At 62.2% G+C, this 25,656-nt stretch carries 22 protein-coding genes; 9 read left to right on the top strand and 13 right to left on the bottom strand.

Going from position 1 to position 25,656, the window contains the following annotated elements; translation table 11 throughout:
* Positions 1-97: 97 nt before the first annotated feature.
* Together NR187_RS28215 and NR187_RS28210 are read right to left on the bottom strand one after the other, a co-directional pair.
* The gene (locus tag NR187_RS28215; protein ID WP_211386682.1) at positions 98-604 is read right to left on the bottom strand and encodes a hypothetical protein; all 507 of its coding nucleotides are present in this window, start codon (positions 602-604) and stop codon (positions 98-100) included.
* Positions 605-611: 7 nt separating this feature from the next.
* Positions 612-1,190 carry a hypothetical protein gene (locus NR187_RS28210; RefSeq protein WP_256808399.1) on the bottom strand — a complete coding sequence of 193 codons (579 nt, stop codon included), beginning with the start codon at positions 1,188-1,190 and terminating at the stop codon, positions 612-614.
* Between the two features lie 144 nt (positions 1,191-1,334).
* On the opposite strand from NR187_RS28210, the gene NR187_RS28205 reads away from it, so the two are divergent.
* Positions 1,335-2,930, top strand: coding sequence for a hypothetical protein (locus tag NR187_RS28205; RefSeq protein WP_249129552.1), 1,596 nt, complete (start codon positions 1,335-1,337; stop codon positions 2,928-2,930).
* Here the strand turns inward: NR187_RS28205 and NR187_RS28200 are convergent.
* From NR187_RS28200 to NR187_RS28170, 7 genes are all read right to left on the bottom strand, one after another.
* Positions 2,920-3,954: a Gfo/Idh/MocA family protein gene (locus tag NR187_RS28200; protein ID WP_211386681.1), complete on the bottom strand. Its 1,035-nt coding sequence runs from the start codon at positions 3,952-3,954 to the stop codon at positions 2,920-2,922. The two genes, NR187_RS28205 and NR187_RS28200, sit on opposite strands and share 11 nt — an antisense overlap.
* 3 nt (positions 3,955-3,957) lie before the next feature.
* Entirely contained in the window at positions 3,958-5,163 is a 1,206-nt protein-coding gene (locus NR187_RS28195; RefSeq protein ID WP_211386680.1) for a class I SAM-dependent methyltransferase, read from the bottom strand.
* 237 nt (positions 5,164-5,400) lie between these two features.
* On the bottom strand, positions 5,401-7,158 hold the full coding sequence (locus NR187_RS28190) for a hypothetical protein (RefSeq protein WP_256808398.1): 1,758 nt from the start codon (positions 7,156-7,158) through the stop codon (positions 5,401-5,403).
* Entirely contained in the window at positions 7,155-7,751 is a 597-nt protein-coding gene (locus tag NR187_RS28185; protein WP_211386720.1) for a WbuC family cupin fold metalloprotein, read from the bottom strand. Before NR187_RS28185 ends, NR187_RS28190 begins: the two co-directional genes overlap by 4 nt.
* A 27-nt stretch (positions 7,752-7,778) precedes the next feature.
* Entirely contained in the window at positions 7,779-8,171 is a 393-nt protein-coding gene (locus tag NR187_RS28180; protein ID WP_211386678.1) for an LIC12192 family sporadic carbohydrate cluster protein, read from the bottom strand.
* Positions 8,164-8,970, bottom strand: coding sequence for a sporadic carbohydrate cluster 2OG-Fe(II) oxygenase (locus NR187_RS28175; RefSeq protein ID WP_211386677.1), 807 nt, complete (start codon positions 8,968-8,970; stop codon positions 8,164-8,166). Before NR187_RS28175 ends, NR187_RS28180 begins: the two co-directional genes overlap by 8 nt.
* A 337-nt stretch (positions 8,971-9,307) precedes the next feature.
* On the bottom strand, positions 9,308-9,577 hold the full coding sequence (locus NR187_RS28170) for a hypothetical protein (protein ID WP_211386676.1): 270 nt from the start codon (positions 9,575-9,577) through the stop codon (positions 9,308-9,310).
* Between the two features lie 96 nt (positions 9,578-9,673).
* On the opposite strand from NR187_RS28170, the gene NR187_RS28165 reads away from it, so the two are divergent.
* Positions 9,674-10,975 carry a phosphotransferase gene (locus NR187_RS28165; RefSeq protein WP_349643120.1) on the top strand — a complete coding sequence of 434 codons (1,302 nt, stop codon included), beginning with the start codon at positions 9,674-9,676 and terminating at the stop codon, positions 10,973-10,975.
* Here NR187_RS28165 and NR187_RS28160 read toward each other — a convergent pair.
* Positions 10,972-12,993 (bottom strand): acyltransferase family protein, encoded by a 2,022-nt coding sequence (locus tag NR187_RS28160; RefSeq protein ID WP_211386674.1) that lies wholly within the window; start codon positions 12,991-12,993, stop codon positions 10,972-10,974. The genes NR187_RS28165 and NR187_RS28160 overlap by 4 nt on opposite strands.
* Before the next feature lie 501 nt (positions 12,994-13,494).
* On the opposite strand from NR187_RS28160, the gene NR187_RS28155 reads away from it, so the two are divergent.
* The 4 genes from NR187_RS28155 (at position 13,495) to NR187_RS28140 (ending at position 18,702) form a co-directional block, all read left to right on the top strand.
* Positions 13,495-15,654, top strand: coding sequence for a hypothetical protein (locus NR187_RS28155; protein ID WP_211386673.1), 2,160 nt, complete (start codon positions 13,495-13,497; stop codon positions 15,652-15,654).
* Between the two features lie 65 nt (positions 15,655-15,719).
* Positions 15,720-16,502, top strand: coding sequence for a transketolase (locus NR187_RS28150; protein ID WP_249129550.1), 783 nt, complete (start codon positions 15,720-15,722; stop codon positions 16,500-16,502).
* On the top strand, positions 16,433-17,446 hold the full coding sequence (locus NR187_RS28145) for a transketolase family protein (protein ID WP_256808397.1): 1,014 nt from the start codon (positions 16,433-16,435) through the stop codon (positions 17,444-17,446). The genes NR187_RS28150 and NR187_RS28145 overlap by 70 nt, the downstream gene beginning before the upstream one ends.
* Positions 17,447-17,499: 53 nt before the next feature.
* Positions 17,500-18,702: a class I SAM-dependent methyltransferase gene (locus NR187_RS28140; protein WP_211386719.1), complete on the top strand. Its 1,203-nt coding sequence runs from the start codon at positions 17,500-17,502 to the stop codon at positions 18,700-18,702.
* 44 nt (positions 18,703-18,746) lie between these two features.
* Here the strand turns inward: NR187_RS28140 and NR187_RS28135 are convergent, their stop codons facing one another.
* From NR187_RS28135 to NR187_RS28125, 3 genes are all read right to left on the bottom strand, one after another.
* Positions 18,747-19,748 (bottom strand): NAD(P)-dependent oxidoreductase, encoded by a 1,002-nt coding sequence (locus NR187_RS28135; RefSeq protein ID WP_211386670.1) that lies wholly within the window; start codon positions 19,746-19,748, stop codon positions 18,747-18,749.
* A gap of 27 nt (positions 19,749-19,775) precedes the next feature.
* Positions 19,776-21,341 carry a PfkB family carbohydrate kinase gene (locus NR187_RS28130; RefSeq protein WP_211386669.1) on the bottom strand — a complete coding sequence of 522 codons (1,566 nt, stop codon included), beginning with the start codon at positions 21,339-21,341 and terminating at the stop codon, positions 19,776-19,778.
* A gap of 89 nt (positions 21,342-21,430) precedes the next feature.
* On the bottom strand, positions 21,431-22,459 hold the full coding sequence (locus NR187_RS28125) for an SDR family oxidoreductase (RefSeq protein ID WP_256808395.1): 1,029 nt from the start codon (positions 22,457-22,459) through the stop codon (positions 21,431-21,433).
* 166 nt (positions 22,460-22,625) lie between these two features.
* On the opposite strand from NR187_RS28125, the gene NR187_RS28120 reads away from it, so the two are divergent.
* The 3 genes from NR187_RS28120 (at position 22,626) to NR187_RS28110 (ending at position 25,601) form a co-directional block, all read left to right on the top strand.
* Positions 22,626-23,213, top strand: a complete 588-nt coding sequence (locus NR187_RS28120) for an SIS domain-containing protein (RefSeq protein ID WP_249129548.1) — start codon at positions 22,626-22,628, stop codon at positions 23,211-23,213.
* A 12-nt stretch (positions 23,214-23,225) separates the two neighbouring features.
* Positions 23,226-24,248 (top strand): lysylphosphatidylglycerol synthase transmembrane domain-containing protein, encoded by a 1,023-nt coding sequence (locus tag NR187_RS28115; RefSeq protein WP_256808389.1) that lies wholly within the window; start codon positions 23,226-23,228, stop codon positions 24,246-24,248.
* Between the two features lie 84 nt (positions 24,249-24,332).
* A complete protein-coding gene (locus NR187_RS28110; protein WP_211386666.1) occupies positions 24,333-25,601 on the top strand; it encodes a class I SAM-dependent methyltransferase in 1,269 nt (422 codons plus the stop codon).
* Positions 25,602-25,656: the final 55 nt, after the last annotated feature.

Below are 25,656 nucleotides of genomic sequence, written 5' to 3'. Positions count from 1 at the left end.
TGCAACTCTAAGTCATCCGCGCCGACCGAACAACATCGCGCCGACACACCGGTCTGCGGAACTGTCACAATTGGGCGGGGGCGTGTCCTCAAGGCAACTAATCGATAAAGTCGTAGAGGCCCGTGTCTCCAATGCCGAAGAATCGGCGCAAACGACCGATGCGGCCTGCCATGTTCCGGCCGGCCGCAGTCGCGGCAAAGCGCGAGTCGACCTGTTCGACCAGCCCGCCATCGACAAGAATCTTAGCTCGTCCCTGGAACAGATGTGGAACCTGGCGTTCGACGACCTCGGATAGCGGGGCGGTCCGCTCCGGCCGGTCGACGAGGCTCAGCAGGATCTCAAGCGAAACCGACTTGTACACCGCCCCAAAGGCGAAAACATAGCCCATGACGCAAAACGCGAAAATCGAGGCGGCGTCCCAATACCGGAATTGCGGGACGATCAAAACGCCGAGTACGACGCCGAAACCATGTGAGACGATTGCACCGATTGCGAGCAGGATCACCGGCGCAATCGACCACGCGAAAGCGCGGGCCATGAATTGCAGGACTGGTGCCAGCAGGGCGAAGGCGATGGCGGCGATGAACCCGACAGCAAAGGACATCGAAAATTCACCCAAGGCCGGTCGACAAGCGAACCAGCTTGACGAGATAAGTCACCGCCAACCCCTTGGCCGTCGGCGCCAGCTTGTCATCGGTCGTCATCACCAGTCCCGAACCGGTCAGGAGCTTCAGTCGATTGTGCGCGAAGGTCCCGATGTCGCCGCCCTGCATGTAGGCCGCGGCCCATTGCTCCGAGGTGAGGGGGCGCCCGGCCTGGACCAGTGACGTGAGCAGCGTCAGCGTGAAACCCCAGGCCAGCAGGCTGAACAAAACGTAGCAAAGCATGATCGCCGTCGCCAGCAGGAAGAGACCGCCGAGCACGTCGTCAAGATTTCGTTGACCCGGAATCGCGATGCAGGCGATGACAAAGAGAACGACCACGCTCACGCATCCCAGCCGAAAGCGACGGCCAGATCCGCGAATGATCCGCGCATAGCACATCAAAAGCAGCGGAAGCGCGGCACTGAGACAAATCGCAGCGATCTGCGCGGGACCCGGAAGCATGTTCATTTGCGGAAAATCGCCCCGGTTGCCTCTCAGGCCGATCCAGACTGAAAAGTCTATAGGTGGTCGGATTTTTCCGGTCAAGGGAGGCCGGCTTCGCTCCCTTGCGGGGCTCTGGCAAGCGTGCGAAATCTACGCCCGATGACCTTCCTCCACCGTCCGGGCAAATCCTTGCTGTTGCGCCCGATAGCAATCCTCCTCGTGGTGTTGCTGGCTGCGCACGCGCCTATGCTGCTGAACGACGGTCTCTTCATGGACGACTGGCTGGTGCTCAAGCCGCGTCCTGATTTCGTCATCGACATCGATTTCCTGCTGTCCGGTGCCGGCCATCCGATTTTCTACAGCTACGACACCTTCGCGAATTGGACGGGCGCTCCGGTTGTCGCGATGGTATCGATGGCGATCGCCGGAATTCTCTTCGGCGCGACATGCCTGGTGCTGACGGCCACGCGGCTCAATCTGCTCGACCGCGCCGAGGCCGTCGGCGTTGCATTGATCGTCTGGACCTATCCCGGCTACCAGCTCTGGGCGGGCAAGGCGAACGCGGTCTACGTCCTGAGCTTTGGGCTGTCGTTCGTCGGCGCGTGGCTGCTCAGTCTCGCCTATGGCGCCGGCGGCTTGCGATCCCTGCTGCTCCGCGTGATGTGTGCGCTCGTGTTCCTGCTGAGCTTCGCATTGAACTCGACGATCGTGCTCTACGCCTTCCTGATGTTCGGTCTCTTCGTTGCCTTTTGGCGGGCCTGTGACGCGGGGCAGGGCTTCGTTCGCCGCACATGGCGCGCGGCCTGGCGCTGCGCCGTGGCTTATCCCGAACTGGTCGTGCTGCCTCTGGTCTATTGGGGCGCGCTCAATGTCTGGTTCAAGCGTAGCGGCGTATATGCGCAGCACTACAACGCCCATTTACCGAACCTGGGCGAATTGGTGCAGGGGTGGAGGGTCTTTTTTGCCACCGGCTACACCGACGTCGTCGTCAACACCCTTCACGCGGCGGTCGACAGCCCAAAGCTCTTCATCCTTGCCGCGGTCCTCGTCGGCATCGCGTTGATGCTGCTGCGCTCCGACACAGAGCCGACCGGCTGTCGGAGCTTGAACGCCCTGCCGCTCGCGCTCGCCGTAATTCTGTTCCTGGCATTGTCGCTCCCCTATCTCATCGCCGGCCTGAGGCCTGCGACATCGCATTTCTATGAGAGCCGTCATCTCCTGATGTTCGGCCTACCGTCGGCGCTGACGCTGCTCGCCTTCAAGCGGGCGGCCGAACGTTGGACCCGTCCCGGCCTCGCCTTTGCAGTCGTGTTCGGATTGGGAACGATGCTGTCGATCGGCATGCTGTGGAACGGCTACATTTTCATGCAGGCGAGGACACTGAAGCAGGAGGCCCTGGCGCGCGCTCTCGCCAGCCGGACCCAGCCGGCTGCGACGGTCTTCGCGCTCGACGACGGCTTCGTCGATTTCCCGTCGCGACACGTGCCGTTCGGTCTCGCCGAGGTCAGCGGCATCCTCCGGCTCGCTTGGGGCAATCAGCCCTTCTTCGGTTTCGCGCTGCGTGCGGAGAGGCCGTCGATCCTCCGGGAAATGGAAGAGGCGCGCACGGCGCCCGGAAGCGCGTTCCGCCATTTCGATCCGTCGGGACGGCAGGCGACGATCTCATTGCAGCCTGGCCCCGCCGCCGCGCCGAACATGGTGCTGGCTCGGAGATATTACGCCTGCCGGCTGCTTGCGCGCTGCGATGTATCGCAGTTCCTGGATCAACTCGCGCAGGTCACGATCGACGTTGGGCCGATCGCCGGCATCCTGCCGATCGAAGGCGCGAAGCCTAGCCAGTGACCTGCCGCTTCCAGACCGCCTCTGCCAGTGCAATGTCGACGATCGAATCCTCGCCGGACGCCAGGGGAGCCTTTCGTTCGATGATATCGGAGACGAATGCATCGGCCTGACGTCGAAAGGCCCAACTCTTTTCGCGCGGCAGCCGGGTGAGACGACCATCGCAGTCGAGGATGATCTGCGCCTCTTCCCCGGCAAAGGGAGCCGGCAGTTCGATGGTCACGGCGCCGCGCTCGAAGTTGATCGTCAGTCCTTCGCGCCAGGCGCCCTCCGATCCATTTGCAAGTTCCAGCACGCAGCCGACGCCGTCGAAGTCGAGAGTGAGGCGCGCGGCGCCGGAGACTTCGACACTGCTTTCGGCGACAGCGGGCGAAGGCCCGAGCATATGGCGCGCCAGATTGATGATGTGGCTGAAGACGTTCAGAAAGTTGTCGTAGCCCGGCCGCCTCGCGATCGGCATCCAGTCCGGACCGTCCTGCCAGAGCTCGAGCCCGTCGGGCCGGGTTTCGCCGGTCATGACGAAGGTCTCGCGCGATCCGCCGGTGTTACCGGCGAAGCACCAGCCTCGCGCGCCGATCATGCGTCCGAGCGTCCCTTCGCTTCGAATGCGCGCCAGCTCGGCCAGCGCGCGCGCCACGCCGGCGTCGTGGCGCTTCATGTAGCCGATGCTGTAGACAAGGCTCTGCCGCCGGGCAGCCGCGACGAGCGTGCTTGCCTGGGCCGTCGTGTAGGCCATCGGCTTCTCCGACAGCACGTGCCGTCCGGCGTTCAGCGCATCCAGGACGATCGGGCCCGTGGCCCGGCGTTTCGTCACCACGACCACGCCGGATATTTCGTTGTCGGCAAGCAGTTCCCGGTGTGTGGCGTAGACTCGTGTGACGCCGAATTTTTGCGCCGCCGCGGCAGCGAGATCCGGTCGGAGATCGGCGATCGCGACCACGCGGCAAGCGGGATTGGCAACGAAATTGGCAAGATGGCACATCTGGCCGACCATGCCGGTCCCGATGATGCCAATGCCAGGACGCACTTGCTACTCTTCCTCGAAACGCTTGCGAACGACGAGGAAGTGCGTCGGCTGTCCCCAGGTGTTGATGAACGCCGCTTCAGTTCGGGTGAGGGCCGTGACCGCGGAAAAATCGCGCTGTCCGATCGCGCTGAAGATGCGATGGAAACTGTCGAGCGTCGCGTTGATTGCTGCGATGTCGGCAGCTTCGTCAGCGAAGATCTCGGTCGCGCGCGCTGTGTCGCGCAATTCGGCGAGGCTCGAGATCACACGGGGAAGGCTGTCTCCGAAGGGGTCGTCGATCAGCCTGTCGACGTCGACGAGCAGACCTTCGATCAAGGTCGTGATCGTGCTCACCGCGTCGGACTTGCCGACTAGATAGAGCTTTCGTCCGCCGAGGAAGCTCAGTCGGCTCCGCTCGAGATGGCGCACGGAGCGACGCAGCTTTTCGTCGGAGGACAGGACCTTCCTGTGCCAGTAGACGTCAACATTGTCGTGGTACGACGGCCATGCCGAATGGATGTCGAACCCCAGTTCATGCGCCGACGTGCACAATTCCACGGCATCGAGGAAATACCGGCGTCGGACGAAGGGATTTTCGAGCACGTCCATCAGCCAGGATTCGAAGCTGCGGGTGTGCGGAATGCTGTTCCATTTCGCCTCGTACAGCAGCTTCGCCGTTTCCAGCGCTGGACGTTCCGACAGGGCCTTGCCGGCCGCATGGATGGCCTTGAGCGCGAGTTCGAAGAAGCCGCCGTAGCGCTCGTAATACGAAACGATGGCATATCCGTCCGGATTGAGCAGGCGATGGAAAATGCGAAGCCAGGTCGCGCTCGGCTGGATCGTGTAGATGAAGCCTTCGGCATCGACCACGTCGAAGCGGCGATCGCTCCCAAATCCTTCGACATCTGACGATGCCAGCTCGCGAAGGCGGGCGGTCTGCCCGAAATGCGAGAAATAGGCCTGAATCCGCGCGTGGGCCTGCCGGTTCGGTTCGGCGAGCGTCATGTTTGCGCCCCAGCCGGCAAACACCAGGGCGTTCTCGCCGGAATCCGGACCGAACTCGAGGACCTCGGCGTCACGGAACAGGCGTGGCGGCAACACCAGCTTGTCCGAAAACAGCTCGCGGCGCGCACGGGCATAGGCATCGAGTTCGCCGGGTGACTTGAAATTCGCGAACGTCGGCAGGATGTTTTGACGTTCGTAATAGTTGAAAAGCTTGTCCTCAGCCATGCTGCGCCCCTGTGGCTGTCGCGCGCCGACCGAATTCGCTCGAGAGGTCAATGACCGGCCACGGATCGGTCGAAGGGCTGAGGCGGCAAGAGTCGGTCACTGTTCGGGCTCTTTGCGGAATGACGGGCGAACATCGGCGCCAAAACACACGCGGCGTCGCTGAAGCCTATATAGCGCCGCAGGCTGCGTCACAATTCTTAAGTTGCCGGGCCCGGGTCCAGGTTCGATCTGGACGTTCTACTGAACTCCCGGAGATGCTTCATCGCATGCGGGTGACGGCAGGGCTAGGAGCCAAGCCGCCCCACGGACGCCAGGCCGTCGGCACGGCGGCCGATACTCCGCTCTCGCCAGGGGCGTCGGCTCGCCATCCTTCAATTGCATGAGCTCCCCACGGCCTCCGGTGGCTGAAGGAGCATCCTCGAGGACCTCCCTCAGGATCTCGAACAAGCTCATGTCATTGAGCGGCGGAATCGCGGGCGCGGCGCGATAACGCCAGGTCTCCTGGCGTTGTGGGCAAGGAAAGAATTCGAGGTAGGAAATCGAGCAGCGGCCGCGCGAGGCGGCCCCTGAAGTAAGATCCCCGCAAAAGTCGGTGTAGACAAACGATCGTCCTCGACCTTCGTCACGCAGCGTCGCTTGTGCGACATTCATGTCATTTGCCGCAAGGCACCGCGCGCGGAATGGAATGCCGTAACTGTCCGAGATCAGGAGCTTCACGACCTTGGGCTCGGGATCCGCCAGCAAGGCTGCACGGACTTGCCGCTGCATGTCACCGGTGACCAGCCCGTCGTACAGCAGCCATTTGGAATCGTGCACCAACGAAAGTGCGAAAATTGTGATCACGCCACCAGCGGCCGCCGTACGAAGACGGGGTGTCGGAATCATCTGCATGATGGCGGCCATCAGGATCAACATGCCGAATTGCGATGGAAAGAGCAGTCTCGATTCGCCCCGTCCCATGTCGCCATAGAGCCCGGCAAGCGCGTAGGGAATGGCGCCGAGGACGGCCATTGCGGCTCCCAACAGCAGCAAAAGCAGCAGGCTTCCGGTCGAGGCGCGGCTCTTGAGCATCCAGGACGTCCGCAGTGCGCCTGATGAGAACAGGACGAATACGGCGATCGCTGCGAATGTCAGCATGGTCGAAACGGGGCGGCCGAGAAGCTTGAAGCCTTGGGAGTATGCGTAGGCGAGGCCGCGCGGGAAGGCCAGCAGATGGGTAGCCAGTGCCTGGCTGATGACGGCAATGTCAGGCGTGAAACCATACTGCCCGGCGTAGTGACCGCTCTTTCCCAGAATTGTCAGCCGCAGCACGATCATGACCGCGATGGCCAGCCAGAACGGAACAAGACGTGCGAGCGTCTGCGTCCAACGTTCGGTCGGGGACCGCGCCAGCACGATGCGGAGCGGCTCGAGGGCGATCAGTGTCTCGAGGGACAATGCGAAGAGCAGGCTGAACGGCGCCGTCCATCGGAGCGCCCGGACCTTCGAGTAGCTCAACTCGTAGGACAGCAAATAGAACAGGAGAAAGAAGTCATAGACCGCGTTTTGCGTCAGGCGAATTGCATAGAATGGGCTGAGCAGGAACAGCGCCGTGACGAGGTCCCTGATCCGCCTTGTATGCGGTGATCGTGAGAGAACGGCGTAAAGCAATATGCCGTTCACGATATGGCAACCCAGTCCGGCGAGCCGCGCGGCGAGATCGGGCATGTCGGGCAAAAGCGCAACAGACACGGTCATGGGGATGGCAAAGCCGGCATGGGCTGCCTCCCATAGCAGGCGCGCAAGACCGACTGCGCCTTGGGTCCAATAGATGTAGTAGACGGTCCAGTCGTCGCCGAAGACCTGGCGCGCGAACAGCGCAGGCACGCTCGCGGCGATCGCCAGTGCCATTGCCAGGTAGACATAGGCAATGCCTGGCCGTCTCCAGGAACGGTGAGCTGCTGCTTTCGAGGCAGTCTTCATGCGAAAATCATCGAAACCGGCAAAGACGCTCACGCTCGCAGAACCTTGCCTTGCCCGGCTCGATGCCCGGCGGCAAGCATGGCGATCCTCGCCACGTATTCGTGGACCTCTGAGGCATCGCTGCCATCAGGGGCCCAGTCGGGAAAGGCCGTGCGAGACGGATCGAACGGGCCAGCGGTGGTTTCGTGAAACACCAGCCATTCCGAGGTGATCAGAAGCGAATGGAACACCTTTTCGGGCATCCGGTAGTAGCAGAGGGAGCCTTGTCCGTAGGGCGCCATCTCGAACACGTCGCGAATGCGGCCATCGTCTTCGAAGATTACCGCCTGCGCGGTTCCTTCCATTACATAAAACGACTCCGGCTTGCCCAGGTGCATGTGGGGTCGAACATAGGCCTCGCGATGATGCACGATCAGCATCTCATGAAGGCCGGACGATGGATCCGGATGCGTGCATAGCCGGCTGCGCAAACGCGGATTGCCTGCGGCGATGCGTTTCAGCTCGCTGATCGTCGCGTCGTCCGCAGTGACGATGGCGTCATTGGAATAGTAGACTTCCGGATTCTGCGCGCGTAGCGACGTCGTCCGGCGCAGCTCGGTCGTTTCACTCGAAGAAGATGAAGCCATGGTCGCCACAGGCTGTTCGCGACATTGTCAGAGGATGGTCGCGAATTTGTTGACCAGCAGGATGTCCTCGACGGCCTGAATGCCGTCCCGCGACGAAAGCGTGATCTCCTCGACGGCTGCGTGCAGGTCGCAGCCCTCGCGCAGCACGCGGTCGTAGATCTCCCGTCGCCGCGCTTCGTCGGGCGGCAGCATGAAGATGCTGTAGAGGATCAGGCCGCGCAGCCGCGGCAACTCGTCCAGGATGTCCTCGAGCACCATGTAGCTGCCGGGCATGATATGCTCGGTGGCGCTGAGCAGATATTGCAGGTTCTTCCGCTTCGCGTAGTCGCGGATCACGATGTTCTGGACGTGCTGCGGAGTGCGGCTGCCGTTCAGCGGCCGGGCGCCGATATAGCCGCGATGGCCGGCTTGCTCAGCCATGGAAGCCTCCCGGCAGCTTGTATTGCATTCCGACCCGTGTCGCCGGGCGCAGCAGGATCGGTTCGAAGAACTCGCCGAAGCGCTTGTCCGCGTAGGGCGACATGATGCTCTTGAAGCGGCAGTTCATGCTCCAGCGCGTGCTGGATTCCTCGTTGACGCGATTGCCGTGCATCAGGGTCTGGTTGAACAGCATCACGTGACCGTAGGGGATCTCGATGAAGGTCGCGTGCGGCTTGATCGTCTTGTACAGCTCCTCAGCGCTGCGCAGGCTCGCCATCCGGTCCTGCATCTCGCCGTTCAGGGACGGCGACAGCAGGTACATCGCTTTGGTCCGGTGGACATTGACCAGGGGCACCCATACCACGACCTCGAACGGCGAGTCGCCCGACCAGACGTCGGAATGTGTGGCGAGCAGGGAGGAGTCGTCGCCGGGGAGCTGGATGCTGAGATTGACCCGGCGCTGCATGCAGAGCTCGTTGCCGACGATGGTCTCGATCGTCGAGCGCGCCAGGCGGAAATAGGTCGGGCGCAGCCACGGCTCCGCATTGAGACCGGTGATCACGTGCATTCGGAGTGCGTTGAGCTCGGCGACGCTGACCCGCGTATGAATGTTGTCCAGTAGATCCTGCGGATCGTTGGAATGGGGCAGGCGCAGGAAATCCGCCGCGAGTTCCGCGGCCCGCCGCTGAATCCGATCAAGCCCGGCGCGGTCATCCGCCGGGGTCGTGATGAACCCCTCGTCGATGAACCGGTTGGTTAACGACTGCTCTTCGGCCGAAACGAACGCCGTGTCGATCATGCAAAACAACTCCCGCGTGCTGCGCCGAATTATAGCTGATATCGCAAGCCGACTGGAAGGGCCCTACGCGAAGAAACCGGAATGGGCCTCCGCTCCGTTTGCCGGACGTCCCGCCTGGCGTGGCCGGCGCCGGAAACTGCGAACGGGGCTCTGCAAAAACGGCCTGGAACGGCTGAAACTTAGGAATCGACAAAGTGCTCGTCGAACCTTATTCCCGGATAAATGCCGCCCTCGGAGAGGTCGACATGACATATTTTCTGCGGGGACGATCGGTGGCCTGGTTGACGCGATACGGCCGGCGTCCAGCCGAGTCGGGCCTCGGAGCGCCCCGGGTGGGTCACAGCTGAAGTAGGCGGGTTTCGTGCGGATCGGAGTCGATTTCGACAACACTATCGCGAATTACGACGCGGTTTTCGTAGAGGCCGCGCGCGGGCGAGGCTGGGTTGCCGCCGATTTCGAGGGCACCAAGAAGCAGCTGCGCGACTCGGTCCGCAAGCTCGATCACGGCGAAATCAAGTGGCAGGTCCTGCAAGGTGAGGTCTACGGGCCGCGCATGCACGAGGCCGTACCGTTTCCCGGCGTGATGGAGTTCTTCGAGGCGGCTCATCGGCGCGGACTCAGCCTGTTCATCGTCAGCCACAAGACCCGATTTGCGAACTATGACGAGACGCGAGCCGACCTGCGCGAGGGCGCCTTGCGCTGGATGGAGGCGCGGGGCTTCTTCGAGCAGGACCGCAGCGGACTCGTGCGCCCAAACGTCTTCTTCGCAGACACGCGCGCCGAGAAGATCGCGCGCATCGGGATGCTCGGTTGCACCGTTTTCATAGACGACCTCGAGGAAGTGTTCGTAGATCCGGCATTTCCAGGCGACGTCAGCCGGGTTCTGTTCACGTCTGGGAACGCGCCCGTCGGCAGCGGTGCGATCATCGCCAAGGCGACCTGGGCTGATATCACGCGGCATGTCCTTGGCGAACCGGAAGCCGCCGCGGCCAACATACTCGACGAGACCACGCGGATCGCGGTCGATCTGATCGGGGCTCCGATACGATCGATCGAGCCGGTGCGAGCCGGCGGCAACAACCGATTGTTCCGGATCACCGCGGTCGACGGCGCGCGCTTTGCGCTCAAGCAATATCCCCGGCAAGCATCCGATCCGCGCGACCGGCTGGCTACGGAGTTCAGGGCCCTTCAGTTCATGCGACAGGCCGGTGCGACGCAGGTACCGGCGCCGCTGGCCTCTGATCCCATGTCAGGGTTCGCACTGTATGACTGGATCGACGGACAGTCCCCCGTGGCAAATGCGTCCACGGTCGAGGCGGCGATAGCATTCGTGGGCGAACTGCTTAAGCTTTCCGGCCACCAAACCGCTGCCATGATGCCGACCGCGTCCGAGGCCTGCTTCAGTCCCGCAGATATTGTTGCGCAGGTGGAGCGGCGGTTTGCGGTGCTGAAGGACGCCGCGGCTTCGCACGCACATCTCGATGCTTTTCTCGCCGTCCGATTTGCCGGAACTGCCGTTCGTACGGTGGAGCGTGCGAAGGAACTGTGCCGTGGAGAGCATGTGGATTTCGACGCACCGCTCGATTCGTCCGCCCGTTGCCTTAGTCCGTCCGATTTCGGTTTTCACAACGCATTGCAGCGGCCGGATGGGCGTCTCGTGTTCCTGGATTTCGAATATTTCGGCTGGGATGACCCGGTGAAGCTGACATGCGATTTCATGTTGCATCCCGGCATGAATTTGTCGCCCGATCTTGCGCGGCAATTCCGCCAGGGCATGGTCGGCCTGTTCGGCGCAGAACGCGGTTTCGACGTGCGACTGCGCGTCTGCCTGCCGCTCTATGCCCTGCGATGGACAATGATCCTGCTCAACGAATTCCTGCCCGAGCGATGGGCGCGCAGGGTCGCGGCCGGCGTTCAGGCCGAGCACCGCGACGTGTTGGAGCAACAGCTCGAGAAAGCGAAGGCGATGCTTGCCAGAGCCGAGACCGCGGATAGCTCGACCTAGCGGGTCAGCGTATTTGCCGGTGCGGTGCTGCCAAGCCGGGGCAGGGCAAACAGCTTCTCGGCAACGAGATTGACGAAATAGCGCGAACCTTCGCGGGTGAAGTGCGCGGCATCCCACGCCATTGGAATATCGGGTGCGTCCGGCACCATGGTCAGGCAACCATCCGTATTGCACAGCTGCTTGATTGGCGAAATGTACTCGATCCCGAGGGTGGCGGCCCGCCCGGCCATATCGCGATCGATATCCTCCATGTGGTGGACCACTCCGAAGGTCATGCGGCCGGGCAACGTCGCCGAATGGTGCTCACCGACATAGCGTGACAGCACATCGGGCAGCGTTCCCTCCCAATGCGGCACCGGGCCTATCAGGACAATTCTTTCAACCCCCATGTTCCTCAGGATTTCCACCGTCCCGGCAAGTCGGTCGAGCGCGTCCTCTTTCTCCGATTGCGGCCAGTCATGAGCTAGCACGACGACTTTGGGTTTGATCTCCCCAAATTCCTTTCGGATCGAGTCGTTGATCGGACGGCAGAGCGGAACGCCAACCTTGTCGAAATCAAAGACGGGCGGACAGGAACTCGACGTGAATTGAGCGATGGCGAACCTGTCGCTTGCCGGGTTGTCCTTGATCCCGCGGTAAAGATGGGCGCCATGGGAGTCGCCCCAGATGGCCAGCACCGGAGCGCCGGCAGCGATCTTGTCTGCCTCGACACAAATCGGCGAGAAAATCTGCTCCTTGCCGAACAGCAGGCAGTGGTCGTTCCTGTAGTCGATCCAGTAGTTGTATTTCCGGTACTGCAGCACGCTCGCAACGTTGTCCAGGTTTCGTTGCGGAAGCCCGTTGGTGATATTGGCTGCAAAGCCGGCGCCGAGCACCGCTGCCATGATTGCGGCAGTCGCCGTCGCCGATAGGCTGAGGGAACGCCAGCGAGATTTGCTGCGCCTGAGCGGAAGCTCAACGACGACATACGTGAGCCATGCAAGAAGAACGCTCAATGCCATGGCGCCGACAAGTTGGGCCGTGGAGGGAACGAGCACGTTCGTTCGGATGAAATACAGGACGGGCCAGTGCCAAAGATAAAGCGGATAGCTGATCAGACCGATGAAGACGATCGCGCGATTTGAAAGGACATTTCGGTTGAGCCACGCCTGCTGGCCGGCCGAAATCAGCAGGAACGCACCTCCCACCGGCAATAATGCGCGCCAGCCGGGAAAGAGACTGTCCTTGTTCAGACGGTAGAGAGCAATCGCGATCAGGCATAATCCAATGACGGATTCCAGGTCGGCGAGCGAGATCGTGCGGCCGGTGCGAGCCTGAAAGGACTGGTCGATGGCGGATTTGACCCGTGTCGCGCCCGAAAGTTTGAACCAGGCGAGAACTGCCCCGGCCAGTAGCTCCCAAAATCGGGCGTGCGGCAGGTAGAAGGCGTCGGCCGCCTCGATCCTGACCGCGTAGCAATTCGCCGCGAATGAAACGACCATGATGGCGACGATGACCGGCAACTGCTTCATGCGCGCGCGAGCGCACAGGTAAAGTACCAGCGGCCAAACGATATAAAATTGCTCTTCAACGCCCAGCGACCACAGATGCAGCAGCGGCTTCGCCTCTGCTGCGGTGTCGAAATATCCCGATTGCCGCCAGAACAGGATGTTTGCCACGAAGGTCGTGCCGGCCTCGATCTCCTGACCGAGTTGCTGATATTTGTGAGGCACCAGCGTGAACCAGCCGAAGATCAGGCACGATCCCAGGACCACGATCAGCGCAGGGAAAATCCGCAATATGCGCCGGGCATAGAAGTCGGCGAAGCTGAAGCTGTTCTGATCCAGACCTTTCATGATGATCGAGGAGATCAGAAAGCCGGAGATCACGAAAAAGATGTCGACTCCGACATACCCGCCCGGCGCGAGGCCGGGAAACGCGTGGAACGCGACGACCGAAACGACTGCAATCGCTCGGAGTCCATCGATATCGGGACGATAGTCGACGCTTTCGTTTTGGCCGATGGGAGAGTTGTTCATAAACGCGAATTCAGGGCTGAGGCCAGGCCGCTCAGGACCACGACGATGACGGTGAAGACACAAGCTCACGCAGTGGAACGTTTGAGCAATGCACGATGGGCGACTGCCTGTGCACCGACGGCCCTGATAGCATCCGCACCCGGGCGGGGGAAGTAATCACAGCGGGGGGATTGCGGGCAAGCGAAAGCGCCGCAGCTTGTCTACGCGAAGGCGGAATCTCCATGACGGCGACCGGAAGGCCGCGTCGCGTGAAAGGCCTTCATCCAACGCCTGGTCCGGATAACGAGATCAGTTCTTGATTGGCGCGATAAAGCCGGTATGCATTTTCATAGCCTGCTCGCGAAGGTCGTAACCGGCTGACGCGGCAATTGTAGTATTCTTTGTGTCGGAATATGTAATGATTACAATTGGTTGCTATCGAATTTATCGCGCGGCGCGCGATGGCGGGCGGCGTCTGCTTTCGAGAACGAACGTGCATCGGCAGAAGGGTGCCACGTCCCGATGAGTTCAAGCGCACAGCACGGTGACGGCGAGGCTTCATTCGAGCGCAGTGCCGAGTCTGATCGGGCAGCATCGCAGGTCGCCTTGTTGGCACCCGCTCTCGCCGAGATTCCCACCCGATTCTGGTTCTCGATCCACGTAGCTTTGACCGTCTTCATCGCATGTGCGCTGCTGTGGGTGGCGCTGAAGAGCGCAATTGCCTCGGGCGTCGATCTGACTCATTCGGAACTGCGCGACCGCATTCTGTACCTGCCGTTCTATATGTTCGGCCCAGTGGCGGTCGTCCTGGCCAATTGGCGCGTCGCTGCGCGTCAGATGCCGCCGCCCGGCAATGCCATCTTGCTGTTTGCAATCGTCGGTCTCACCCACCTCGGTCTGTTGGCTGCAAGCACGGGTCTGCAATTCCTGTTCCTGTGCATGGCTCTGGCGAGTGTTGTCGCTGCGCTTCGCTGGCGGCGCGGACAATACGAGCCGGCGGTCATCGCTGCGTCGACCGCCCGCCGCGTGAATTGGGTCGACGCGATTGCGATCGTCGCCATCTGCATGCTGCTTCTCCCTGCAAGTAGCGACCGGCTGGCCGCGCACATCGGCATCAGCATCGCGAAGATCAGCTATTTCGTTGGTCCGGGGCTTTACAGCTACGGCTCTCATTTGACGCCTGGTCTGGATTTCTACTCTCACTACGGCCCGGGGCTGGGGCCGGCCTTCTCGTACCTGATGGGATCAGGCTGGAGAAACGTAGCGATCAGCGCCGTCGAGCTGACCGTCGCAATCACCTTGTTGTTCTATGGCGCCGAGTATCTGTTGCTGATGTTTTTGACCGGCAGTCGGCTGCTGGCATTCGCCGCGCCCGTTTTCACCGCGGTACTGAACTTCTCGACTTATCTTGCGTTCGATGCCCCCTCGGCATATCCGGCCCGATATCCATTGCTGTTTCCGTTCGTGCTCGCCTTCGGCTGGTTCTGTGGAGGGCGGCAGCGCTTGGCGCCCGTGCTCGTGATGTCGATCTTCGCCGGCATCTCCTTGTTCTGGCATACCGAGGTCGGGCTCTATCTGATCCTGGCGGGATGCGGCGGGATATTCATCTCACGCTGCAATCGGCCGCTTGAGCTCGCTACGATCGTCATTTTCGTGGTCGGATCGATCGCGATGTTCTTTGCCGTGTCTTGGCTATTTCTGGGGCCGTCGTCGCTATCCTGGTCGTTTCTGACTGCCGCCGTGCAGCCGATCATGGCCTACGCAGGAGGGTGGGACGGCGAGGTGGTGCGGTGGAATACGATCTGGAGCGTGTTCTACAACCTTCCCCTGCCGACCGTCGCCATCGTCACGATCGGCGGGCTCTGGTTTTTCATGTGGTGCCGGCCTGACGCCTTGAGCGTGCGCGAACGGCAGGTCGCAGGTGTACTGGCGATGCTGTCCTTTGTCGGTCTCGGCATGCTGACGAAATGGATCAATCGTTCGCTGGATGCCGAGTGGCACCAGAATGCCGCGCCGCTCATCGTTGTGATCTGCTGGTGGGGGCATTTTCTCTGGAGCACTTCCGGAGCGCGTATCGCCCTCGCAAAAGCGGGCAGGGCCACGCGTGTCGGCGTGGCGGCTGCGCCTTTTCTTGCGGCCGGATTGTTTCTTCTCAAGGTCACCGATCGCGCGAACCCGTATCCTTACGGGCTGCCGGCCTACATAGCCTATCCCAGCCTTGCCAAGGCGATCGTCGCACCCTCGCATCTGTACGACGAGCTTTCCTACCGCGACTATTTCGCGAGCACCGACACGATGGGGTGGGATTGGCCGCAGCTACTGACCGGGATATCGGCCGACGACATCGCGTTGATCCAGCGGCATGTTCCGCCTCATCAGCGTGCCCTGGTGGTATCACTCGTCGACTGGGCCTATCTGGCTGAAGCGCAACGCCCGCCGAAATCGGTCTTCATGCCGCTGATGTTCGCGTTTGACCCCGCCTTCGTCGACCGCTCGTTCAGGGATGCCGACCTCGTCTTTGTCGATAACCGTCCCCTGAACCAAGCCCCGGACGCCTCCGAGCAGCTTGTCAATCTGATCAACAAGGATTATGCCCCAACGAGCGAGCGCTCCACCACCTTGACGCTCTATCGCCTGAAGAAATCCGCGGAACAACCCCGTCCCGAAAGCCCTCCACGATGACTGCCGATTCGGTTGCTCTTGCCCGGTCTCCAAAGAGCCTGCCACTTGATGAACGATCGATCTGGTTGCGGCGCCTGGTGGTGGACGCCCTGGTCGGTGGTGAGCGCGGTCACGTCGGCTCGTCGATGTCGCCGATCGAAATTCTGCGCGTGCTCTATGACGACGTGCTGCGCCATCGGCCCAGCGAGCCGGGCTGGTCGCTGCGCGATCGCTGCATTCTGAGCAAGGGCCATGGATGCCTCGCCCTCTATGCGCTGCTGGCCGACAAGGGTTACTTCCCGACCGATCTGCTCAAGACGTTCTGCCGCAAGGGATCGATCCTCGGCGGTCACCCCGAGCACGGCAAGGTGCCCGGCGTCGAGGCCTCGACCGGCGCGCTCGGCCACGGCCTCTCGATCGGCGTTGGCATGGCGCTGGCCGCCCGCATGCAGAAGCGCGACAGCCGCGTCTTCGTGATCATGGGTGACGGCGAAATCAACGAGGGCTCGGTATGGGAAGCGGCGCTTTCCGCAGGCAAGCACAAGCTGTCCAATCTCGTCGCCATCATTGACTACAACAAGATCCAGTCTGCCGGCGCGACCGCTCACATCCAGGAACTGGAGCCGCTGCTCGACAAGTGGCGGGCTTTCGGATTTGCGGCCGAGGAGGTCGATGGCCATGACGTTGCAAAGCTGCAGAAGCTTTTCGCACGTGTGCCGCTCGATGCCGGCCGGCCAACTGCGATCGTCTGCCACACCGTGAAGGGGAAGGGGCTCCCGTTCGCCGAGCACGACCCCGAATGGCATCACAAGTCGAAGGTTACAGCCGAGCTCGGCGAGCGCCTTTATGCCGCCTTGGAGCCGCGCTGATGCGACAGACCTGCGTTAACATGGTGTACGAGCTGGCCAAGGCCGATGACCGCGTCGTCTTCATCGGATCCGACCTCAGCCCCGGCCTGCTGGCCGGCATGCAGGAACAGTTTCCGGACCGCTGGTACATGGAAGGCGTCTCGGAGCAGAACGTCATCGGCATGGCAGCCGGCATGGCCCTGGACGGTGCGATTCCCTATGTCAATACGATTGCGACCTTCATCACCCGCCGCTGCTACGAGCAGGTCGCTGTCGATCTATGCGTGCACGACCTGCCGGTGAGGCTGATCGCGAACGGCGGCGGGCTGGTCTACGCACCGCTGGGCCCCACGCATGAAGCGATCGAGGATATCGCGATCATGCGGGCGCTGCCCAACATGACCGTGGTCGCGCCGGCCGACGCCGAGGAGATGAAGCGGTTCATGGCCGTGTCGGTGGACTGGCCGCACCCGATCTACATACGGCTCGGCAAGGGCGGCGACCGGGTGGTGACCAGGCCGGAGCATGGCTTCGCGATCGGGCAAGCCTATCTGCTGCGCGAAGCCGAGGGCGGAAAATCGAACCCGGTCCTGCTCGTCGGAACCGGCGTTGCAACCACGCAGGCGCTGCAGGCCGCAGAGATGCTGGCGGCGGACGGCATCGCCTGTCACGTTCTGCACATGCCGACGGTGAAGCCGTTGGATGTCGCCGCCATTGAAAAATACGCGCGCGCATCCCGTCTCGTCGTCACGGTCGAAGAACATACGGTCATTGGTGGCCTCGGCAGTGCCGTCACCGATGCGCTGGTCGAGCGCTTCGACGGGCGCGTGCCGAGGATACGCCGGATCGGCATTCCCGATGTCTTCGCCAGCGACTACGGCAACCAGGAATGGCTGATGGAAACGTTCGGCCTGCATGCCGCAAACATCGCCGACGTGGTACGGAAGGCCGTTGGCTCCGACTAACAAGGTTCCCAGAACAGTCGCCTCGCTTTGAAAATCGGAAAGACCCTGTGACCATGCAGCTCTGCCGTCTCTGCCGCTCCGATCGGTTGCGCCCGGTCATCGACCTCGGACCCATGCCGATTGCCCACCGGATGTTGCGTCAACGGGACGAGAGCGAAGAGCGTTTTCCGTTCGCCGTGAAAGTCTGCGATGCCTGCGGACTGCCGCAAATCGCCGAGCCGATCGATCCCGATATCCTGTATCGCGACTTCAACTTCAACTTCAGCAGCTGGAAGGTCGAGCCGCACGAGCCCGACGAGCTCGACACCATCCACTCCTTCGTCAAGCCGAGAAGTGTCTTCGAGATCGGCTGCAACGACGGCCGTTTCCTCGAAGAGCTGCGCAAGCGCGGTGCAGAGGCCCTTGTCGGCGTCGAGCCGAATTCAGTATCGAGCGAGATTGCCCGAAAGCGCGGGCTCGAAGTCCATTGCGACATGGTGAGCCCGGCGATCTGTCAGGACGCCGTCGCACGTCACGGCAAGTTCGACCTCGTGGTGTCGCGCCAGGTCCTCGAGCACATCGGCGATTTCGAGAATTTCTTCGATTGTATCGACCGCACGCTCTCCGATGACGGTTACCTGTTCATCGCCGTTCCGGATTTCGCGCCGGGCCGCGCGGCCGGCGACATCTCCGTCCTGTGGGAGGAGCACGTCAACTACTTCACGGAGGAGACGCTGCTGGCCTTGCTCGCGCGCAAGGGGTTCGAGGCCGTTGCCGTCAAAAAGTACAATTTCAGCGGCGGCTCGCTTGCAGTGACGGCACGCCGCAGCAAGCTGAACCCGCCGGCGTTCGACGGCGGCGCATCGGCTGCGGCGGCGGAGAAGTTCGGCGAGTTGGCCCGCGACTATGGGCGCCGCCTGGTTCCCGCGCTCTCGCGCCTGAAGGCCAAAGGGACGGACATCGTGATGTATGGCGCCGGATGCCGGGCCTGCACGTACACCAACTCGCTCGAGCTCGGTTCGCTGGTCGATTTCGCCATCGACGATCAGAAGGAGCGTCAGGGCCTGTTCATGCCGGGCTCTCGCATCGCGATCCGTTCGCCGGATGAGCTGAAGAAGTCGTCGGCGCCTCTCGTTTGTCTCCTCGCGGTGAACAACGAGAATGAAGCCGTGGTGACGGCGAAGCTGAAAAACATGCTCGACCGGCCGCACGCCATCTTCTCGATCTTCGCGCCCGCCGACATCTGGCGGGAGCTTGATCGCCTCGAGACGCTGTAGGGATCAAGCCGGCGAGGAGCCGGCTTGGTCGGGACCTCCGCGGCTCACTTCAGGCTGATGTTCTGCATCATCTTGATGTTGAAGTACCGGGGGTCGTTGAGCGAGTTCGGCAGACGGCCGGACTTGAAGGCGTCGACCAGCCCCGACACGGCCTGCTCGATCGTGTGCGTCGGCGCAAAGCCGAGCTCGCGGCGGATCTTCTCCGACGAGACGTGGTATGAGCGCAGATCGTCGGTCGGCTCCACCGCGACGTCGACATTGCTGCCGACCACCGACTTGACGATATCGGCGATCTTCATCAGCGAGTGATTCTCGTAGCCGATATTGTAGGTCTTGCCGTCGATCTTCGCGTCGTCCTGCTGCAGCAGGAACAGATAGGCCGCGGACATGTCCTCGATGTGCAGGTTGGGTCTGCGCTGCGTTCCGCCGAACACGCGAATGCGGCCCGTGTTGACCGCGAGATTGGTCAGGATGTTGACGACGACGTCGAGCCGCTGCCGCGGCGCGTAACCGCAGACGGTGGCGGGACGGACGGTGCATGTGACGAACCCCGACGCGGCCTCCTCGGCAAGGTCGGTCTCGCACATCGCCTTGAATTTCGAGTAGTCGGTCAGCGGCTCACAGGACAGATCCTCCGTCACCTCGGCCTCGTCCTTGATGCCGTAGACGCTGGACGAGGACGCGTAGATGAAGCGCTTGATGCCGGCCTTCTTCGCGGCGCGCACCATCGGCCGGAAGCAATCGTAATTGATGGATTTTCCGAGCGACGGGTCGAGTTCGAACGACGGGTCGTTGGAGATGCAGGCGAGATGGATCACCGCGTTGTTGCCGCGCAGGGCCTCGTTGATCGCGGCCTCGTCGCGGATGTCGCCCTTGATCAGGCGCAAATTGGGGTTGTTGCGGACGGCGTCGAAGACGTCCTCGCCGTACATGAACAGGTCGAGCACGGTGACCTTGTGGCCCGCGGCGAGCAAATGGGGAACCAGCACGCTGCCGACATAGCCGGCGCCACCGGTGACCATCACATTCCATTTTTGATCAATCACTGTCGTTCTCCAGAATTGCCGTTCGCGTTACTTCAGCAACGCGGTGACGAATTTGACCAGTGGCACCTTTTCGACCGAACTGCGGTGGCCGACGATACCGACCTTGATCGCGCCTGCAGCGTTGCCGATGAAGGCGACGTCCTCGATATTGCCGCCGGCGGCGACCAGAGGCGCGGTGATCGTCAGGAAGGCGTCCCCCGCGCCGACGGTGTCGACGACTGTCTTGGTGAAAGCGGGAACGCGCGCCACGCCGGTCTTCGACGAGAAGGGGTAGCAGCCGAACGAGCCGTGCGTGATGATCATGTTGTCGCAGTCGATCTTGCCGTGCAGTCCGTTCTCGATCACCGACGCGATGTCGCTGAACTTGTCGGTGGCCGCCAGCCGGGCTTCCGGCGCGTCGATGCAGAGGTAGTCGGCCCGCGGATATTTCGTGACCAGATTATAGCCGTGGTTTCCGCTGTTGCTCTGGGCGTTGATCGCCAGGAACTTGGAGTTGGCGATCAGGGCATCGATCGTGCTTGGCGCGATCATGCCGTGACCGAAATCGGTGACGATCACCACGTCCCCGCCGCGAACGCGCTCGGCGGTGATTTGGTCGATCTCCTTCCGCTCGGCCTCGTCGAGCGGCGTGTCGTCCATGGTGTATACTTCGAAGAGCTTGTGCAGATATCCAAGCTCGACGTACCGCAATTTGCGGGTCGTCGGACGGCCCTGAATGCGGATCGGCGTGAGCGTGACGTTCGGGCGGACATGCGCGCGGATGAACTCTTCCGGGTAGTCGTTGCCACCGAGCGTCGTGACGATCTCCACGGACTTGCAGAAGCTCGCCACGTGATTGGCCGCGGCAATGACGCCGCCGGCAAATTGCTCGCCGTTCTTGAACAGTGTGGCGACGATGTTTTCCTTCGAGGCCTTTCCGAGCGCCGTGACGTACTGGTATTCGTCGATGATGGTGTCGCCGACCAGCACGACGTGCATGTCCTGGATCTTGTCGATCAGCTTCAGCAGGCGTTCGGCGCCGCCGCCTTCGCGCACCTTCTGGAGGTAGTCGCGCAGGGGGGGATCGTAGATGTCGAAGTAGCGATTCATCAGCGACGACGAGCTGAAGGTGACGTCGCGCGTGAAGACGACGCGGCCGCCATGGCGTTCGACGACCTCCCGCTCGGTGGCGATCTTGCCGGTGACGTCATCCTCGGGATTTTCGTAGTCCGAACCCTTCACGTAGATGTCGGGGCGTACGGCATCGAGGATCGGCTCGGCGCTCGAGGTCCGGTTGATTCCGACCCAGTCGACCGTGCCGAGCGCGGCCAGCATCTCCGCGCGCATGTTCTCCGGAAAGATCGGCCGTCCCGGTCCCTTGTTGACGAAACGGTCGGCCGTCACGGTCACGATGACGACGTCGGCCTCGTTGCGCGCTGCCAGGATGTGCCGGACATGGCCGAGATGCACGAGATCGAACACGCCGTGGCAGAGTGCGACGGTCCGGCCTTCTGCCTGCGCGGCCCGCGCGATCGCGGCCAGTTCCTCGATCGTCTTGATCTTCTCGTGCGGGGCCGGATGGCCGGTCGGCTTGTCTGTCGGAGCATTACCCATGTGAATTACCTAAAGCGCAGGTCGGTCTCGGTTGACCGACCCGGAAATGATCGGTTGGCGGCGAGAGCATTGAGTTCGAACGCGTCGGCTCAACGGCTTGCCTTCTGCGACGTGCCGGACGCCGAATCGTTTTCGCCACCAAGATATTTGAACCAGTCCTTGGTGGCGTCGGCGATCTTGTCCACCGTCCAAAGGGGAGCGTCCTTGTACTGGTCCATCGACTTCAGCATCGTCGCGACGCCGACCTCGAACTTCACTTTCGGGGTCCATTTCAGGACCCGCTTGATCTTGGTGATGTCGGCGTAGGTGCAGTCGGGCTCGCCGGGCCGCTTGGGAATGTGGACCTTGTCGCCGCCGAGAAGCTCGACCAGCCGGTTGACGCTGTAGGTGTTGTCGGAGCCGACGTTGAATATCTCGTTCGAGACCTCCGAGCGCGCGGCGGTCACGAAGGCATCGGCGACATCGCTGACGAAGGTGAAGTCGCGGGTCTGCTCGCCATCGCCAACCACCGTGAAGGGCTTGCCGGCGAGCTTCTGCGCCATGAAGACGCCGAACACCGCACCGTAAGTGCCCGTGGTACGGTGGCGCGGCCCGTACACGTTGAACAGACGCAGCGCGACCGCGGGCAGCTTGTAGACCTGGCACCAATGCATGACGCACTGCTCACCGAGATTCTTGGTGAGCGCATAGGGATACATCGGACGGATCTCGGCGCTCTCCGGGGTCGGATAGGCGTTGGGAATTCCGTAGCAGGACGACGATGCGGCGTAAACGAAGCGGCTGGCGCGAGCCTGCCGCGCGGCCTCGAGAACGTTGACCGTGCCGTCGACATTGGCGCGATGATAGGGGATCGGGGACTCGATCGAGGGAACGATGTCGGCCAGCGCCGCGAGATGGAAGACCCAGTCGACACCGTTGAAATACGGTCTGATCGAATCGAGGTCGGTGACGTCGGCCCGCACGATGTTGAGCTGGCTCGAATTGGCACGCGCGGCCAGATTTTCGGGCCGTCCGATCACGAAATTGTCGAGCGCGATGACCTCGTGGCCGTCATCCAGGAGGCGATCGACGAGGTGACTTCCAATGAAGCCGGCGCCGCCAGTAACGATGCATTTCATGGGGAACATCCGTGACGCGAATGCCCAGCGAAACAGGCTCGCCAATGTTTGAGTGAAACCCGAAAGCCGACTACCAGCCGCTCGCAAACTTTGCAAGTATTATACCTTTGCAATCCCTGGTAATAGCCGGTATCACCCCGTCATGTTGCAATCGAGCCGCCAGCCCATGCCAGCCGAGTCCGTCGATCCCGATCACAAGGCTTTTCTCGACGATTACGTGCAACGCCTCCATCGCGCGACGGCGGCGGACGACGGTGTTTTTGCCAGGATCTCCGCCACGCGCGCGGCCTGGTTGCGCGCCCGCGAGCAGGGTGGCCGCGTCATCTTCATCGGCAACGGCGGCTCGGCCGGTATCGCCTCGCATCTGGCTATCGATCTGGCGAAGAACGCCGCTGTGCCCGCACTGTGCTTCAGCGATGCAAGCATGATGTCGTGCCTTGCCAACGACTACGGCTTCGAGGACTGGATCGCGCATGCCGTGCGGTTGAGCGCCCGCGCCGGCGACTGTCTGGTCGCGATCAGCTCGTCGGGGCGTTCGAAGAACATCCTCAATGCGGTTGCACAGGCACGGACGATGAAGCTCGGCGTGATCACGCTGTCGGGCATGAACGAGGACAACCCCCTGCGCAACCTCGGGGACATCAATTTCTGGGCCGACAGCCGCAGCTACAACATCGTCGAGACCACGCACCAGTTCTGGATGATGGCCGCGATCGACCTCGTTATCGGTCGCGCGGAATATCCGGCATCCTGAGGCGGGCATCCGATGCAGTCGCGGCTCAAGCAGGCGGTCCTGTTTTCAGTAAAACTTCTGCTGTCGATCGCCGTGCTGGTCTACATCGCGCGCGGTCTCGACCTGCATGCGTTGCGGACTCACCTCGTCTCCGTCGATCCGTTCCTGTTCGTGCTCGCGCTCGCGCTGATATTCGTTCAGACCTTCGCGCTCAACGGCCGGTGGGAGCTGATCATGCGCGCGCTCGGCGTGTCGCTGGACTGGCTGGCCGGCTGGCGAATCCTCATGATCAGCCTCTGGTTCAATCAGGTATTGCCGTCGTCGGTCGGCGGCGATGCGGTGCGAATGTGGCTGCTGCGCCAGCGTGGCGTGCAGTGGCCGGAAGCGGTCAAGGGCGTTGCAGCGGACCGTTTCACGGCGTTGATCGGGCTGATCGTGCTGATGGTGGCCGGATTGCCGTTCCTGATGTCGCGCGTGTCCAATCAGGCCGCGATCCTGGCCATCGGCGGGCTGACATTGGCGGGCGTCGCCGGCACCGTGGTGCTGTTGACGCTCGATCGCCTGCCCAAGCGCCTCATCGCGTTTCCCGCGATCGAGAGCTTCGTCCGGTTCGGAACGCTCGTCAGATTCCTTCTCCTGCAATCCGAGCACCGCGGTTTGCTTTTCGGATCGGCGCTCCTCATCCATCTCGTGACGGCGGCGGCTTGTTATGCCCTGGCCCGCGGCGTAGGAGCGCAACTCTCGGTGGTGGACGCCGCCGTTCTGATTCCGCCGGTGATCCTGCTGACCGCAGTTCCGATCTCGATCAGCGGCTGGGGCGTTCGTGAAGGGGCGATGGTCGCCTGTCTCGGTCTGGCGGGCGTTCCTTCCGAGGAAGCGCTGTCGGTTTCAATCCTGCTGGGTGCCGTCAGCGTCCTCATCGGTCTCGCAGGCGGCGTGATCTGGCTGGCAAGTCCGGAGCGCGGCTCATATTCGGCGGACAAGGCAGCGAAGGCTGCGGAAGCATCGGCGGACTACGGGCTGGCGAAAGCCGAGGAGGTATCGAGCCACCCTTGATCGCTCTTGAATCATTGCCGCCGATCTGATCTCCACAGGGTAGGATTGCCTCACCCGCGCGTGTCTCCGTTTTCCGGTCCCACAATGAAAAACCTGTTCTACGTTCGTCATACCTGCCGCCTTTGTCATTCGGACAAGCAGGAACTGGTCGTCCCCATGGCTGGCATGCCCATTGGCACGCCGAACTTCCAGGTGCCGGACGCCAGCGTCGACGATCCCGTCTTTCGGGCCGCCGTGCCGATGGCGCTGCACCTGTGCGCAGACTGCGGCCACCTCCAGATTCTCCATGTCGGCAATCCGGAGATCCAGTACCGCAACTACGTCTACACGACCTCGCTCTCGCTCGGCCTGCGGGAGCATTTCGCAGGCTATGCCAACGACGTCATCAGCCGTTTCGGGATTGCGCCGGGCTCGCTGGTCGTCGAACTCGGCAGCAATGACGGCTCGCTGCTCGGCTTCTTCAAAGAGCGCGGCATGCGGGTACTGGGTGTCGATCCCGCCGTCGACATCGCGCGGCGTGCGACGGAAGCGGGGATCGAGACTATCGGCGATTTCTTCACCGATGCCATTGGTCACCGCATTCTGCAGAGCCATGGTGCGGCCAGCGTCGTCATCGCCAATAACATGATCGCCAATGTCGACAATCTCGATCCGCTGGTGATCGGGGTTCGCGACGTGCTTGCGCCGGACGGGTTGTTCGTTTTCGAGACGCAATACGGCGTTGACGTCACCGAGAAGAACCTTCTCGACACTGTCTACCACGAGCATCTGTCGTATTTTAACATCAAGCCGCTGACGCGCTTCTTCGCGCGGCTCGGCATGGAATTGATCGACGTCCAGCACATCTGGACCAAGGGCGGTTCGATCCGCGTGACGGTGCAGCGCGTTGGCGGCGCCAAGAAGCCGTCTGCGGAGGTTGCCCGCTTCGTCGCCGAGGAAGACCGGCTCGGCGTCGACCGGCCGGCCTATTATGCGCCCTATGCGAAGAGAATCGCCGCCATCCGGGACGAGCTGGTCGCGATGGCCGATGCCGCCCACGCGCGCGGTCAGCTGGTGGCCGGCTACGGCGTCTCCGTCGGCACCACGACCCTGCTGCCGCAGTTCGGCCTGGAGAACAAGATCGACTTCCTGGTGGACGACGACCCCAAGAAGGCGAACGTGATGGCCGGCCCGGGATACGACATTTCGATTCTGCCGCCCGCAGCCCTTTACGAGCGCAAGCCGGCGTTCGTCGTCGTCTTCGCCTGGCGCTATGTGGATCCGATCCGGGCCAAGCATGCCCGTTATTTCGCCGAGGGCGGAAAGTTCGTGGTGCCGCTGCCCGGTATCTCCGTGGTCGATCGGGCCGACTGACCGTGCCAGGTCGCTAAAGGGGGGCAGGAGAGGGACCCCTTTACTGTCGTTCTGC

The organism is Bradyrhizobium sp. Bra64 (assembly GCF_024519875.1).
Lineage (GTDB): Bacteria > Pseudomonadota > Alphaproteobacteria > Rhizobiales > Xanthobacteraceae > Bradyrhizobium > Bradyrhizobium japonicum_G.
The sequence above is the reverse complement of the archived record's forward strand: the minus strand, read 5'-3'. Positions and strand labels throughout refer to the sequence as shown.